This is a genomic window from Halanaerobium congolense (assembly GCF_004366375.1).
GTDB classification, from domain to species: domain Bacteria; phylum Bacillota; class Halanaerobiia; order Halanaerobiales; family Halanaerobiaceae; genus Halanaerobium; species Halanaerobium congolense.
This window is the reverse complement of sequence record NZ_SOEF01000014.1, coordinates 52,698-67,505: the sequence shown is the minus strand read 5'-3', so window position 1 is coordinate 67,505 and position 14,808 is coordinate 52,698. Positions and strand designations below refer to the sequence as shown.

Here is a 14,808-nt window from a genome sequence, read left to right as displayed (position 1 = left end):
ATTTGCAATGGGAAAAGATCTTAAAGAGGGAGAAATGCCAGGAGTGGCATGTCCTGAGTGTAATGCAGAAATGAAGTTCAAATTTACATTTAAAATAGAACCCTACTAAAGAAATATTAATTAACTTCTATAGTAGGGGTGGCCGTTAGGCCATTTTGTTCTTAAAAATATTTTATCCTAAATAAGGTGAAAATGAAAACATGTAGCTAAAATATTTTTCTCCAGAATCAGTCTATTTGTATTGATTGCGGTAAATGTTATGATTATTGTCGTTATAATGTCATAACTGCTGATGATTTTCAGGTTAAGAACTTAAAATGTGAGGGTTGTGGGGTTTGTGTAGAAGTTTGTCCAACAAAAGCTCTTAAACTTGAAGCTATTGAGACAGAAAGTCTTTATTGGCAGAAAGTAAGTTTGGAGATATGATTCATGCTCGTTTGATTCCAGGTGCTGATACTTCTGGTAAGTTAGTGAGTAAGGTTAAGAAAAAAGCTTCAGAAATTGCTAAAAAAAGCAAAGAGTGGATTTTAATTGATGTTTCACCTGCTGGACTTGCAATCATAAATATGATTTAAATGAAAAAACTAGTGAGAAAATAAAGTTATATTGTCCGGAAGAAGAGATTGAACTTTTAACTAAAATTCCTTACAGCAGAATTATTGTAGAATCATTTAAAAAAGGTGAACTCTTTGTTGATAATGATCAAGATTTAAGAGAAAGAATGCTTAAAGTAAAATCACATTTGATAAAAAAATTGGAGGTAGGCTCTTTGACAAATGTTGTGAAATCTAAATAGCACCGTTTGAATCAAGTTATCTCTTTGTTTTTTTAAATTGCTCTTAAATACTTAACAATGATAAAAATACTCGGCGTTTTAAGTTCTCAACTTTAGGGACACCGTAGCCAATTCTTTTAATCAATTTAATTTTATTGTTTAATCCTTCAGCAAATCCGTTGGTTATTCTGGTTCTGAAATAGTTAATTATATTTTCTTCCCAGTTTTTAACTGTTCTTTTAGCTTTATAGAATAGATTTAATTTAGCCTGGCTAACTTTTTCATACCAGTGATTTAAAGCTTCAATAGACTCTTTAATATCAGGTATCTGGAGTAGATCTCTGAATTCTTCTTTTAGCTCCCACGCTTTTTCTAAAGCAGGAGATAGTTTAAAGATTTCTATCAGCCGCTGGTGGCTGTCATCATCAAGGTCTTCACCAGCCATTAATAGAGTGAGTCTAGACTTATAGAACTTCTTTCTATTGGCAGCAGTCTGTTTATCCTGTTCCTGGATTCTGAGCTTGTCTAAGGCGTTATTTATAGCTGTAACGAGATGAAACTTATCAACCACTATCTGTGCATTGGGAAAAACCGTTTCTGCTACAGCCTTATAAGGACTCCACATGTCCATGGAGAAGTATTTGATCTGTTCCCTTAGTTCCTCAGGCCAGGTCCAGGTATTGAAGTACTCGATTAGATCTTTCTTTTTACGGGAAGATAAAATATCAATTAACTTACCGTTAATCGGATCAGTTAGAGCGACAGCATATTTATGTTTTTTCTTAATTGCAAATTCATCTATAATGATAGCTTCAACTTCATCCAGGGTTGCAAGCTGGGCTTCTTCGATCAGAGTGTCTAATTTACTGTGTACCGAGTTTTGAATACTGGTATAACTAAGACCATGTTCTTTTGCTACTCTTGAGTAATCACGGCTATCAGTCTGTTTTAAAAGATGCATTTTAAAACGCTCAGTTTTTCTTGAATATCTTGAAATACTCTTTATTTTTTTTAGGTATTGCTCTTTTGCCGCAATGACCGCAGCTATAACGTTTTTTAACCAGTTTGATAGTTACTTTTTTATCTCTTAAAGGAACATCCTGAATATCTTATGGGCGCCTATCATGAACTTTATCTGCTTTTTTACCACAGATAGGACATTTAACATGATCATTTTTATAGTCAGCTACAAAAACTAAATATTCCTCCGTTTTAATTAAATCTGTTGCAACCAGGTCTGGTAAATCCATTAAATCTGTGATAAGATTATTATGCATTTGCTTGACTCCTTTATTGAATTTTTTTGGTCTGTAACTAATTAATTCAACGGAGCCAGGCAAATGCCTTTTTTATTTAGATATTTTTAGATTTACATTTTTTTCTTCATAACATTAATTATACAACCAAAAAATTAAACTTAAATTGCAATAATCTTTTCAATAAAAGTCCTAACTCTAAAAGAAAAACTGCATAGTGTTTTAAATGGCCAAATATTATGGTACAATTATTATGTAATTGTTCTGATAGAATTTTAATATGTTTTCAACTTAAAGAAAGGTATTGGTGAAATAATGAGAAGTAGTGATATTAATACAGCAGGAATTGAAGAAGCTCCAGAAAATGTAGACTTTAGTGAAGGTGATAAAGTAGATATTTTGATCTATAAATTTACTGATTTAGGAGCGACAGTAATTATTAATGATGAATATTTTGGTTTAGTTTATGAAAATGATATTTATAAAGAAATAACAGTTGGAGATAGAATGAAAGGCTATATTAAAAAAAATTAGAGAAGACAATAAGATTGATGTCAGCCTGCGCAAGATTGGTTATGGTAGAATAGAAGATGCTAAAGAGAAAATTCTTACTCATCTTAAGGCAAAAGGAGGTTCACTGCCATTAAATGATGACAGTTCACCTGAAAAAATAAAAAAAGCATTACAGATTAGTAAAGGGAGCTTTAAGAAAGCCATTGGAGGCTTATATAAAGAAAAAATTATTGATATAACTTCTAAGGGGATAAAACTGAAAAAATAGATAATGAAAAGAGCTGTTGAAATTGAAAAAGGCAAATTATTTTTTTAATTGCAGTAATTTAAAACTGTCAATTCTTGTTTTTAGTGTTTTGATTTTTACTGCAGCAAATTCTGCTGCAGCTGTTGAGATTATTAAAATTCCAGTGGAAAAAAATGAAGAAGATCTTTATCATATAGAGGCAGAAATACCAATTTTATTAGGTTTAAAATCTAAGAATGTTCAGTCTAAATACAATGACCTTTTTAGAGATGATATTTTTTGTTTTCTTGAATCTACTATTGAGATGGCCAGCCAGAGTCAGCATAATTTTGCAGCGGCAGAAATTCCAATGCATCAATTTGAAGGGATAGTAGATTTTGAAATTAAAAATAATAAGCAAATCTTTAGTATTAAATTTAATTATTATCAATATACAGGTGGAGCACACGGTAATCCCTATAGTTTGAGTTATAATATTGATCTAAATTCAGGAGAAGATCTAAAATTAATAGATTTTTTAGAGAGAATCAATTTAACTTTAGCTGAAGTAGAAGTTTTAATAAAATCTGAAATAGAAAAAAATCCAGCTAATTATTTTCACGGTGATTATGGTTTTCAGAGTTTAGAAGAAGATCAGCATTATTATCTCGAAGCCGGGGAACTGGTTATATATTTTCAGCCTTATGCTGTAGCTCCCTATTCAACTGGAATGCCTGAATTCAGAGTTAAATATTAAGCTGACAAACTGCTGTATTTTTTCAAAGCAGTTTTTTTTAGCCGTTTAACGAACTTATGTTTGTCAATTGCAATTAAATATGCTAAAATATATTTAAACAAACGTTCGTTTAAATTAAGAGGAGGAACTGTAATGCAGCCTGATTATAGTGATGTACCAGCTGATCAAATTTTGTGTGTAGATATGAAATCATTTTATGCCAGTATAGAATTAGTTAAAAGAAATATTCATCCTCTTAAGGGTTATTTAGCTGGAATCGGAGATAAAAAAAGAAATCTGGAAAAAGGAAATATTAAAGATAGAATTGAAAGCACTATTGGGGGCCATAAAAAATAAACTAAAGAGATAAATCTATAATTTGACTAAAGTCTATATATCTAATCATTTTATCGGCCTGTTCTATTTTGATTTGTTTATTATATTTGTCCAGCTTAATAATTTTGCCTCTGTCTTTAAAATTCATATTTTTTCAACTCCTTATAATATTAGTGTGAAAATTAAAATTTATAGAATTTAATTTTAGCTGAATTGACTATATAGATATTTTAACATACATGTGTTCGTTAAACAAGATTTATTCGAAAAAATTGCTGGATTAATGTAGAATTAAAGCTTAGTATGATATAATTATTTTAATGAAAATTTACTATTTTAGATATATTTTAGCTTAGATTGATCAAAAAAATTATAAAAAGCAGCAGAGGAGTTGACTTAGATGAGAATTTTAGTTGCAGGTGGAGCTGGCTTTATTGGTAGTAACTTTATTCGCTATCAGCTGGAAAAATATGATGACCAGATTATCAATGTTGATAAATTAACTTATGCCGGCAATCTAGATAACTTAAAAGATGTAGAGGCCAATCCCAACTATCAGTTTAAACAGCTGGATATCTGTGATAAAGAAAAAATTGATCAGCTTATGCACCGGGGAGTAGATTATATAGTTAATTTTGCAGCTGAATCGCATGTTGACCGCAGCATAGAAGATTCTTCTATTTTTGTTAAAACTAATGTTGGGGGTACTCAGAATTTGCTTGATCTAGCCCTAAAATTTGGTGTTAAAAACTTTGTTCAAATTTCTACTGACGAGGTTTACGGCAGCCTGGGTGAAAAAGGAAAATTTACAGAAAATAGTCCTTTAAATCCCTCCAGTCCTTATGCTGCCTCTAAAGCAGCGGCTGATCTTTTAGTTAATTCTTATTTTAAAACTTATAATTTGCCGGTTAATATTAGCCGCTGTTCAAATAATTTTGGTCCTTATCAGTACCCTGAAAAGCTAATTCCACTGTTTATAATTAATGCTCTAAAGAATAAGAAGCTGCCTCTTTATGGGGATGGCAGCAATATTAGAGACTGGATTTATGTTAAGGATCACTGTCGGGCTGTAGACTTAGTAATGCGCCGGGCTAAAAAAGGAGAAATCTATAATATTGGGGCAGATAATCCAAAAAGCAATCTGGAAGTTACTAAAAGAATACTCTCTTTCTTATCTAAATCAGAACTACTAATTAAACATGTAGAAGACCGTAGAGGACATGATTACCGCTATGCAGTTGACAGTGCTAAGCTTAAAAGAGAATTGGGCTGGAAAGCAGAATATGATTTTGAGAGGTCGCTGCAGATTACTTTGAATTGGTACTTAGATCATAAAGAGTGGTGGCAGAAGCTGATTTAAGTTAAAAAAATACAGATTTTAAATATTATCCATCTTTTGCGATTAATTCCTTGTTATTTAGCTTGATTAATAATATAATTAATTAAGAACATTAGTTAAAAACAATATCTTCAAAATTTTATTTTATAGACTATGAGAGGGTGTATTTATGCATATTGAAAGTCTTGAATATTTTCAAGAGATAGCCAAAATAAAAAGCATTTCTAAAGTAGCAAATAATTCTCATATATCTCAGCCTGCTTTAAGTCAGCAGATACAGAAATTGGAAGATTCACTGGGGGAAAGACTTTTCATCCGCAGCAACCGAGGAGTTAAATTAACAAAATCTGGAGAGATAGTATTAAAATATGCAGATAATATAATTCGAACTTATAATAAAATGCTCTCTGATTTAAATGAGCAGGAAAGCAGAGAAATCAAAATAGAAGGTGAACATACAATTGCCACTTACTGTCTTCCCTGTGCCATTTTAAATATGCAGTTTAAGTTTCCAAATCATAAATATAATCTGGTTTCTGCTTCTTCAGATAAAATTGAGCAGGATGTTTTAAGTGATATCTGCGAAATTGGTTTTACAACTCACCCAGCTCAGGCAGAGAATTTGCATTCAGAGGAAGTAATTAACGAAAAGGTAGTTTTGATTTCTCCACCCGCTTTTGATCTGCCGGAAAAAGTTGAACTGCAAGAGGTTTTAGATTATAAATTTGTGATTTTAAAAGAGGACTGCATAATCAAAGAGAATTTCAAGGATGCTCTAGCAGATTTGGGAAGTAATTTTTCCGAAATAGAGGTGATTTCTCAGCTTGATTCTACAGAGGCTATTAAGACTCTGGTGCGCAAAGGTTATGGTGTTGCTTTTGTTCCATATAATGCGGTTAGAGACGAATTTAGCGCCAAAGAAATTAATGTCTCCAGAATTACTGATTATGATTTAGATTATGATATTTATATGATTAATAAAAAAGCTGAATTTCTGACAGAAAATGTAAAAGAATTTATAGCCAATTTTAAAAAACTGGGCAAACATATTTGTTATTAAAGGATCGGAGTAATTTTTAATGCGACAAATAGCTTTTAATAAAGTTTATTTAACTGGAAAAGAAAAATATTATATAAATGATGCACTTTCAAGAGGGAGCTTGAGTGGTGATGGTTTTTATACTCACAAAGTGAGTGAGTTTTTAGAAGAAAAATTTGCATTAAATAGGGTTTTAATGACCACTTCAGCTACCCATGCTCTGGAAATGGCAGCTCAGCTAATTGAGTTAAAAGAAGGGGATGAAGTCATTATGCCTTCTTTTACTTTTAGCTCTACAGCAAATGCAGTGCTTAAAGAAGGAGCCAGTCCTGTTTTTGCAGAAATTAAGTCTGATACCTTTAATCTTGATCCAACTGATTTTGAAGCTAAAATTACCACCAGAACAAAAGCTGTTATTCCTGTTCACTATGCCGGGGTCAGCTGTGAGATGGATCAGATTAAGGAAATTGCAGCTGAAAATGATTTATTCATTATAGAAGATGCTGCCCATGCTGTTAATAGTTTTTATAAAGAGCAGGCAGCAGGCAGCCTGGGTGATTTTGGCTGCTACAGCTTTCACGGCAGCAAAAATTTTGTCAGTGGTGAAGGTGGAGCCTTGATTATTAATTCAAAGCAGCCGAAAATAATTGAGAGGGCAGAAATTATAAGAGAAAAGGGAACCAATCGCTCCCGCTTTCTGCGGGGAAAAATCGACAAATACAACTGGGTTGGAGAAGGTTCAAGTTATCTTCCTTCAGATATTTTGATGGCTCTTTTATTTGCTCAGCTGGAAGCGCTGGATAAAATCACTTTAGAAAGAAAAAAAGTATTTGATTATTATAATCAGCATTTAAAAGAATTTTTGACTGAAGATTTTTTGGAGCTGATTTCATCTGTACCTGTTGATAGGCAGAGTAATTATCACATATATTATTTGAAATTTAGGAATCAAAAGATAAGAGATTTTGTTCTGCAGCAGCTCAGAGAAAATGGAGTTGAAGCAACCTTTCATTTTCAGCCGCTGCATGCTTCACCAATGGGAAGAAAAATCGGCTATCATAAAAAAGATCTGGAGAATACAAATAAAATTGCAGCCAGACTGCTTCGACTTCCTATTTACCCTGATTTATCTTCAGCAGATTTAGAATATATTACTGCAGCTTTAAGAGGTATATTTAAAAAAATAAAGCAGGCAGGAGTGTAGAGTATGGGTGATTTAATTTCAATTGTAGTACCGGTTTATAATGGCGAAAATTCTCTGGAAGAACTTTATTCGGCTCTAAAAAAAACAGCCTCTGCCAATAATTTTAAAATTGAGCTTATTTTTGTTGATGATAATAGTTCAGATAAGAGTTATAATCAGATTTTAGAACTGCACAATCAGGACAGCAGAGTAAAAGGCATTCGTCTGGCCCAAAATTTTGGTCAGCAGAATGCTATTTTTTGCGGCTTTAATTATGCTGCTGGAGATTATATTATTACAATGGATGATGATCTGCAGCATCAGCCCCAGGATATAGTTGGACTCTACCAAAAGATTAAAGAAGGTTTTGATGTTGTTTATGCCATTCCCAAAGGCAGAAAATATAGTTTTTACCGAAGGCTTGGTTCAAAACTAACTAATCGATTATTTAATTTGATAACTTCAAAATCTAAAAATATCAGAGTCAGCAGTTTTAGAATTATCAGCCGGGAAATGATGAAGAAAATTACTGCAGCTGATAAATCATTTATTTATATTTCGGCTGTAATACTCAGAGAAAAAGCTGAAATAGCAAATATTTATACTAAACAGCAGCAGAGAAAATATGGTGAATCAAATTATAATTTTTTAAAACTTTTAAAGTTATTTCTAAAACTTTATCTATATTACGGCAGATTACCTTTATTAAAATATTTACGCTCAGATAAAGAGCAGTACATAATTGCAGAAAGTACTTTCAAAAATAATAAAAGCTAATTAGAAAGAGGAATATAACTATGAGACTTTTAATTCTGGGTGGAGGCAGTGGTCAGCTCAGTTTAATAAAAAAAGCAAAAGAAATGGGATATCAGGTTGTAATTTCAGATTATTATTCTGATGCTCCCGGTAAAAAAATAGCTGATTTTGCATCTGATAGCAGCACTTTTGATTACAAAGCTAATCTTAAAACTGCCAGGAAATACAGAGTAGATGGAGTACTGACTTCTGGAACAGATCAGCCTGTTTATACAGCAGCTCAGGTGGCAGAAAGGCTGAATTTAAATCAATATATTTCAGTTGAAACAGCAGAGGCCGTAACTAACAAAAAGGTAATGAAAAATAAATTTTCAGCAGCAGAAATTCCAACAGTTAAATATAAAATTTTGCCCCAAAATTTTTCTGAGCAGGATTTAAATGATTTCAAAAGACCTTTAGTGGTTAAACCGCTGGACAGCCAGGGTCAGCGGGGTGTTTTTAAATTAGATTCTACTGCTCAGATTAGAGAAAAATTTAACGAAGTTTTAAGCTTTTCTAGAGAAAATGAAATCTTAGTGGAGGAATATTATAAATCAGACGAAATTACTGTCAGCGGCTGGGTCATAGATGGCAGATCAAAGCTCTTAACAGTAACAGATAGACTGCGTTTTGAGGAAGATATGCATATTGGTATCTGTTCATCTCACTTTTTCCCATCTAAATATTTGAAAGAATATAGAGAACAGATTGAAAAGCTGAGCCAAAAAATTATTGATGAATTTGCTATTGAAAATGGTCCTATCTATTTTCAGTTTTTAATAGGTGAAAAAGGAATTAAGGTTAATGAAATAGCCTGCAGAATAGGTGGAGCTTATGAAGGAGATTTTATGCCTCAGCTGACAGGTGTTGATATTTTAAAAATGATGGTGCAGCTGGCTGCCGGGGAAAAAATTGACAGCTCAGCTTTAAATAGTTATTCTTTAGAGGATAATTTGAAATATCTTTCTTCTCAGCTTTTCTTTGCTGAACCAGGAAAGATTATTGAGCGCACATCCAGCTCAGAACTTTTAAAATTAACTGGTGTTTTAAAAGCAGGATTTAATTATCAGCCGGGAGAAAGAATACCAAATATTGAGAATGCTACTGCCAGAGCTGGTTATTTTATAGCTGCTGCAGATAATAAAAAAGATCTGAGGCAGAGAGTAACAGCTGTTTATGATAATTTAAAAATTAGAGATCAAAATGGCAAAAACCTTGTTTTAAGAGAAATTGGAGAAAATTTTTAAATAGTTGAGCCAGGAGTGTAATAATGAAAAAATATATTTTGATTATTGTAATGTTGTTTTTAATTATTTTTTTAGCATCAGCTTGTAGTATTCAAGATTATGCAGCTGATCAAACAAAACTTACTATTGCTGAACAGTACGGCCTGGCCTATGCACCCGTACAGCTGATCAAAGAGCTCAGCCTGTTAGAAAAGGCAGATCCTTCTTTAGAAGTTGAATGGAAACAGCTCAGCAATACTACAGCTATTAGAGAAGCAATGCTGGCTGGAGAAGTTGATATTGCTTTTATGGCAATACCACCCTTTTTGATTGCCCGAGATAAAGGGATGAAGTGGAAAATAATTTCCGGACTATCTGAAAGTCCGCTTGGATTAATGACCAATCGAGAATATATTAATTCTCTGGCAGATTTTAAAGCTGAAGATAGAATTGCTCTGCCGCAGCCGGGGAGTATACAGCATATTTTACTATCTATGGCAGTAGAGAGAGATTTTGCAGAGGTAAATAAATTTGACGATCAGCTTTTAACAATGAATCATCCTGATGCAATGAATGCTCTGCTTGCCGGCAGGGAAGTGAGTGCCCACTTTGCTTCTCCCCCTTATTTGTTTTTAGAAAGTAAAGAAAAGGGGATTAAAAAGATTTTAAGTGGAAAAGAAGCTTTTGGAGGCGAATTTACTTTTATTGTTGGAGTCAGTACAGAAGAATTTTACCAGCAGCAGTCTAAAAATTATAAAGTCTTTTTAGAAGCTCTAACTGAAGCTCTTAATTTTATTAATCAGCAGCCTCAAGCAGCAGATATTTTAGCAGATAATTACAATCTGACTGCAGCAGAAATGAAAGAATATTTAAACTGGCCTGGAATGGAGTTTACCTCTAAAATTAAGGGGTTGGAAGAATTTTTAGCCTTTATGACAGCTGAAGGATATTTAAAAGAAAATAATTATCAGCGCTCTGAACTAATTTTTACCGAAGAGTTAGTGACAGAAAAAAAGGAAACTGTTTTAGAGGGGGCAGAACAGGATGGAAAATAAATATCGGCAGCGTCTAGTTTGGGTTACAGTCCTGGCTCTTTTCTGGCAGCTGACAGCCTGGAGCGGTTTATTTTCTGATCTAATATTTCCCGGACTGGATCAAATCTTTCTGGCATTACTTAAATCATTAAAAGATGGAACTTTGGTCAAACAGATTGCTTTTTCTCTTTCAATTATTATTCAGGGTTTAATTATTGCTGCGGCTGCTGCTTTAATTTTAGCACTGACAGCTTATTTTTCTAAATATGCTGATGGATTAATTGATACTTTAACAGCTCTGGCTCATCCACTGCCGGGAATTGCACTGATGCCTTTAATATTAATCTGGTTTGGCTCTGGTAAAACTGCAATTTTGATTGTGATAATTCACTCAGTTTTATGGCCCTTAATTTTAAACTTGAGTACAGGATTTAATTCTATACCGGATATTTACACTCTAATTGCCAAAAATTATCGCTTAAATAAATTAGAATTTATGTTTAAAATATTAATTCCAGCTTCATTTCCCTACTTTATTTCTGGTTTAAAAATAGCATGGGCCAGGTCCTGGCGGGCTTTAATCAGTGCAGAAATGCTTTTTGGAGCTATAAATAGTCTGGGAGGACTGGGCTGGTATATTTTTCAGAAGAGAGTTTTTTTTGATCTCCCTGGTGTTTTTGCAGGAATAATTGTAATTATTTTTATTGGAGTTACAGTTGAGGATTTTATATTCAAGAAATTAGAAACAAATACAGTTCGGAAATGGGGCATGTTAAAATGAGCTCCTATTTAGAACTTAAAAATATAGCTAAGAGTTTTAACACAGAAAAAGGGAAGAAGATAGCTTTAAAAGATATTAATCTACAAATTAAAAAAAATGAGTTTTTGACAATTTTAGGACCTTCCGGCTGTGGTAAGTCAACTCTGCTTAAAATTATTGCCGGATTTATTAAATCAGAAAAGGGAAAACTTCTTAAAAATGAGCAGCTGATTGAAGATTCTGGTCTAGATCGTATTATGCTTTTTCAGGAATTTGAACAGCTTTTTTCCTGGCAGACGGTAATTGATAATATCAGTTTTGCGGTTAAGGCTTCTGCTAAAAATAAAAATATAAAACTAACTAAAAGACAGATTAAAGAAAAGTCATTAAAATATTTAAATGAAGTTAAGCTTAAAAGTTATCAGGATTATTATCCACATCAGCTATCTGGTGGGATGAAGCAGCGGGTGGCGCTGGCAAGAACTCTGGCTGCAGAGGGAGAGATAATGCTGATGGATGAGCCTTTTGGTAGTGTAGACAGTCAGACAAGACAGGAACTGCAGCAGCTTTTAGCTCAGCTCTGGCAGGAAGAAGATAAGACAATTATCTTTGTGACTCATGATATCAGAGAGGCAGTTTTTCTTTCGGAAAGGATAGTACTCATGAAAAATGAACCTGGAGAGATTATAGAACTGGTGGATAATAAGCTGCCCCATCCTCGAAAACGCAGCAGCAGAGAATTTAATCAGCTTTTTGAACAGCTTCAGACCCGGCTGCAGAATTAACCTTATAAATTTTAACCGACCAATCTTTTTGACCTATTTTTCTAACAATTCTCATTCCATAAGTAGAGCTGCTAAATATTTTAATCAGCTTTGTTTTCTGTTTTAAAAACTGCTGCATCTCAGAATAATAGGGATAAAGATTACCATAAAGGATATTCCAGCTGGGACGGCTGTTATAAATAAAATCCATTTCTTCAGGATAAATTATATATTCGATTTTATTTTTGTTAATATAGTCAGCAAAGGAGAGTTTGTTTTCCTCCAAATATTCCAGATTCCTATAATCATAAAGGCTTCCATTTTCAAAATAGTAATCAGTATTTAAATTAGCTAAAACCCGAGCTTCCTGCGGTACTACTTCTGCAATCTGATGCAGATAATCCTGATAATTATAATGGCTGTCCTTAATTATTGTGAAACCAGTGTTCAGCAATAAAATTATTATTAAAATCAATACTAGTGATCCCCTAAATTTGGGATTTAAATTTTTTATCATATTTATAAATATGAGATAGGCAGCAGGTAAAATAAAAATAATTGAGGTCTGGTTGTATCTGCCTATTATTAAATACCCAAGATTAAGACCCAGCAGAGTCAAAAGTAAATAAATATTAATTCTATCTTTTTTAAATCTGCTAAAAATAGATTTTATTATTGAAACTGTAATTACTGCAGTAAAAAATATAAGTTGAAATTTTATTGGAGGAATATAATAAGTACCACTGACTCTATAAAATAATTTTAGATAAAATGCTTTTAGATTTTCTAGTTTGATTAAAAAAGAATCTAAAACCCCCAGTCGGGCACCATAACTGCTGTAATTACTAATAAAATTAGGATCAAATTGAAAACTTAAATAAATAAATAACAGAGCAGTTATAGTCAGGGCTGCTCCAAAGCTGAGATAATTTTTAAATGTAGTTTTTTGATTAAAAATTAAATTCCAGCTGTAGATTAAGATTAAAGGCATTGAAATAATAAAGGCATTAGGATGAAAACCAATTGATAATCCCAGAATAAGTCCCAAAATAAAATCTTTTTGGACTGAATGACCTGATTTTAAATAATAATTATCAGCATTTTTAGAATCAATATTTTTTAAAAAATAATAAAATACTGAGAGGAAGAATAGAACTAAAATAATTTCCTGACGAGCCAGATGAGAGCTGTAAATAAAATGAATGTCAGCAGCCAGAATTATTAAAGCAGACAGACTTAACTTCTTTGAATTTGTAATTAAAAATGATATTTTATAAAAGATATAAAGGCTGACACTTCCTGCCACTAGAGAAATCAAGCGAAATGTAAAAATTTGATAGTCAAAAAGCTTGATAAAGATAATCTGCAGCAGATGAAAGAAGATTTTAACTGCATGAGGATGACGGGGCAGCAGATCAAAGAAGGATTCAGTGCTCGCTAAATTTTCAGTCTGCATAATTTGTCTTGAAAGCCCGCTCAACCAAGCTTCATCAGAATGTATAAAAGGAAAATTAGTCAGAAAAAATATATTTATTATAAAAAAAAGTAGAATTAAATGAGATGCTTTAATTTTATTAAACTTATTTTTTATTGAATTATACATATACATACAAAGATGCTCCTTAATATTATTTTAATCCAGCTCACGCCCATTATATCATATCTGTTTATTTTTTTTAAAACTTTTGAGTTAATCAGCAGCAGTTATTAAGTATTTTAGAGAGCAGAAAAGCAGTCCTCATTTGATAATTGAATGCACTATTAATAAATGTTATAACCATAAACGGCTAATATGTTTTATAATATTAATAGAGATTGTTCCAATTTTAACAATATAAATTTGGAGGTGGAAAAATGAAAAAAACAGCAAAGTTATTATTGCTTTTATTAACTTTTGCGATTATTCTCACAGGCTGTGAAGCAGATATTTCTGTTCCTGGTGAAGTGGGTCAGGATATAATTACAGCAGATGAAGCCCTTAAAATGATTGAGGAAGGGGAGGTAGTTGTAGTTGATGCACAGCAATCGGGTGATTTTGAAGATCAGCATCTTGATGGTGCAGTAAATATTGCCAGAAATGATATCACTACTTTTGGTCCTTATCCAAATATGCTAGCAGATGCTTCTAAAGTTGAGTCTTCTTTAGGAGAAAATGGCATTTCAAATCAGACAAAGGTATTAATTTATGATAATAACAATAATATGGATGCAGCCCGCTTGTGGTGGACAATGCTGGTCTACGGACATGATACTGCTAATATGAAGGTGATCAGTGGTGGTTTGAATGCTCTGAAAGAAGCTGGAGCTAATTTTGTATCAGGAGATTACGAGGTTGAAGCTGTAGAATACAAAGCAGCAGAAAAAAATGAAGAACTAATTGCTGCTAAAGAAGAAGTTCTGGCTGAGGTTAATAATCCCAGTGAAAATGTTGAAATTTTAGATGTTCGAACAGCAGCGGAAGTAAACAAAGGGATTATTCCGGGAGCTATTCATATTAATTATGTAAATAATAATAAGGATAATGGAGAATTTTATCCACCAAGTTATATTCAGAGATATTATCCTGATAATGGTATAACACCAGACGAAGAAGTTATTATGTACTGTCAGACTTCAATTAGAGCAGCTCAGAGTTTTATAGCCTTACATAATGCCGGCTATAGAAATCTAAAGCTTTATGATGGTGCCTGGATTGAATGGTCATCAGATAGTTCAACACCTAAGGCAGTGCCTACTGGTGCACCTGCTAAACCAAGTGCTCAGGATGGCTCTTAGTAAAATTGTTTTTAATTAAATGTATATAATGAAAGTTCTTAACAATAAGTT

The 14,808-nt window shown here is 32.7% G+C and carries 19 protein-coding genes; 15 read left to right on the top strand and 4 right to left on the bottom strand.

What is annotated here, in order from left to right:
• The first annotated feature begins 213 nt into the window (after nt 1-213).
• Nucleotides 214-426, top strand: a complete 213-nt coding sequence (locus C7954_RS13890) for an ATP-binding protein (RefSeq protein ID WP_223174571.1) — start codon at nt 214-216, stop codon at nt 424-426.
• Nucleotides 399-575: a P-loop NTPase family protein gene (locus C7954_RS13885; RefSeq protein ID WP_234971232.1), complete on the top strand. Its 177-nt coding sequence runs from the start codon at nt 399-401 to the stop codon at nt 573-575. The genes C7954_RS13890 and C7954_RS13885 overlap by 28 nt, the downstream gene beginning before the upstream one ends.
• Nucleotides 576-839: 264 nt before the next feature.
• On the opposite strand, the gene C7954_RS06570 is transcribed toward C7954_RS13885, so the two are convergent.
• Nucleotides 840-1,772 (bottom strand): ISL3 family transposase, encoded by a 933-nt coding sequence (locus tag C7954_RS06570; protein WP_276330800.1) that lies wholly within the window; start codon nt 1,770-1,772, stop codon nt 840-842.
• 112 nt (nt 1,773-1,884) lie between these two features.
• Nucleotides 1,885-2,052: a hypothetical protein gene (locus C7954_RS13640; RefSeq protein ID WP_159429269.1), complete on the bottom strand. Its 168-nt coding sequence runs from the start codon at nt 2,050-2,052 to the stop codon at nt 1,885-1,887.
• Between the two features lie 294 nt (nt 2,053-2,346).
• Here C7954_RS13640 and C7954_RS13880 point away from each other — a divergent pair, with 294 nt between their 5' ends.
• The 4 genes from C7954_RS13880 (at nt 2,347) to C7954_RS06555 (ending at nt 3,863) form a co-directional block, all read left to right on the top strand.
• Nucleotides 2,347-2,565 carry a hypothetical protein gene (locus tag C7954_RS13880; RefSeq protein ID WP_073157762.1) on the top strand — a complete coding sequence of 73 codons (219 nt, stop codon included), beginning with the start codon at nt 2,347-2,349 and terminating at the stop codon, nt 2,563-2,565.
• On the top strand, nt 2,549-2,812 hold the full coding sequence (locus tag C7954_RS14115; RefSeq protein ID WP_338068533.1) for a S1 RNA-binding domain-containing protein: 264 nt from the start codon (nt 2,549-2,551) through the stop codon (nt 2,810-2,812). The genes C7954_RS13880 and C7954_RS14115 overlap by 17 nt, the downstream gene beginning before the upstream one ends.
• 22 nt (nt 2,813-2,834) lie before the next feature.
• Nucleotides 2,835-3,527 (top strand): DUF3298 and DUF4163 domain-containing protein, encoded by a 693-nt coding sequence (locus C7954_RS06560; RefSeq protein WP_133618247.1) that lies wholly within the window; start codon nt 2,835-2,837, stop codon nt 3,525-3,527.
• Nucleotides 3,528-3,659: 132 nt separating this feature from the next.
• A complete protein-coding gene (locus tag C7954_RS06555; protein ID WP_073157756.1) occupies nt 3,660-3,863 on the top strand; it encodes a hypothetical protein in 204 nt (67 codons plus the stop codon).
• 1 nt (nt 3,864) lies between these two features.
• Here C7954_RS06555 and C7954_RS14055 read toward each other — a convergent pair whose 3' ends face one another.
• Nucleotides 3,865-3,990, bottom strand: a complete 126-nt coding sequence (locus tag C7954_RS14055) for a hypothetical protein (RefSeq protein ID WP_256208170.1) — start codon at nt 3,988-3,990, stop codon at nt 3,865-3,867.
• Nucleotides 3,991-4,242: 252 nt separating this feature from the next.
• Between C7954_RS14055 and rfbB the strand changes: the two genes are divergently transcribed.
• The 8 genes from rfbB to C7954_RS06515 all read left to right on the top strand — a co-directional run bounded on the left by rfbB (nt 4,243) and on the right by C7954_RS06515 (nt 12,003).
• Nucleotides 4,243-5,202 (top strand): dTDP-glucose 4,6-dehydratase, encoded by a 960-nt coding sequence (rfbB, locus tag C7954_RS06550; RefSeq protein WP_089655720.1) that lies wholly within the window; start codon nt 4,243-4,245, stop codon nt 5,200-5,202.
• Nucleotides 5,203-5,350: 148 nt separating this feature from the next.
• Complete coding sequence (locus C7954_RS06545) at nt 5,351-6,241, top strand: LysR family transcriptional regulator (protein ID WP_089655719.1); 891 nt, start codon at nt 5,351-5,353, stop codon at nt 6,239-6,241.
• A gap of 19 nt (nt 6,242-6,260) precedes the next feature.
• Nucleotides 6,261-7,424: a dTDP-4-amino-4,6-dideoxygalactose transaminase gene (rffA, locus tag C7954_RS06540; protein ID WP_089723030.1), complete on the top strand. Its 1,164-nt coding sequence runs from the start codon at nt 6,261-6,263 to the stop codon at nt 7,422-7,424.
• Nucleotides 7,425-7,427: 3 nt separating this feature from the next.
• Nucleotides 7,428-8,180, top strand: coding sequence for a glycosyltransferase family 2 protein (locus C7954_RS06535; RefSeq protein WP_073157745.1), 753 nt, complete (start codon nt 7,428-7,430; stop codon nt 8,178-8,180).
• Between the two features lie 20 nt (nt 8,181-8,200).
• Nucleotides 8,201-9,445 (top strand): ATP-grasp domain-containing protein, encoded by a 1,245-nt coding sequence (locus tag C7954_RS06530; protein WP_073157741.1) that lies wholly within the window; start codon nt 8,201-8,203, stop codon nt 9,443-9,445.
• Nucleotides 9,446-9,468: 23 nt separating this feature from the next.
• Complete coding sequence (locus C7954_RS06525) at nt 9,469-10,479, top strand: ABC transporter substrate-binding protein (protein ID WP_073157738.1); 1,011 nt, start codon at nt 9,469-9,471, stop codon at nt 10,477-10,479.
• Nucleotides 10,469-11,239 (top strand): ABC transporter permease, encoded by a 771-nt coding sequence (locus tag C7954_RS06520; RefSeq protein WP_073157735.1) that lies wholly within the window; start codon nt 10,469-10,471, stop codon nt 11,237-11,239. The genes C7954_RS06525 and C7954_RS06520 overlap by 11 nt, the downstream gene beginning before the upstream one ends.
• Complete coding sequence (locus C7954_RS06515; protein WP_073157732.1) at nt 11,236-12,003, top strand: ABC transporter ATP-binding protein; 768 nt, start codon at nt 11,236-11,238, stop codon at nt 12,001-12,003. Before C7954_RS06520 ends, C7954_RS06515 begins: the two co-directional genes overlap by 4 nt.
• Here C7954_RS06515 and C7954_RS06510 read toward each other — a convergent pair.
• Nucleotides 11,960-13,438, bottom strand: a complete 1,479-nt coding sequence (locus tag C7954_RS06510; RefSeq protein WP_243734162.1) for an ArnT family glycosyltransferase — start codon at nt 13,436-13,438, stop codon at nt 11,960-11,962. The genes C7954_RS06515 and C7954_RS06510 overlap by 44 nt on opposite strands.
• Nucleotides 13,439-13,836: 398 nt before the next feature.
• Between C7954_RS06510 and C7954_RS06505 the strand changes: the two genes are divergently transcribed.
• Nucleotides 13,837-14,757: a sulfurtransferase gene (locus C7954_RS06505; protein ID WP_089723031.1), complete on the top strand. Its 921-nt coding sequence runs from the start codon at nt 13,837-13,839 to the stop codon at nt 14,755-14,757.
• Nucleotides 14,758-14,808: the final 51 nt, after the last annotated feature.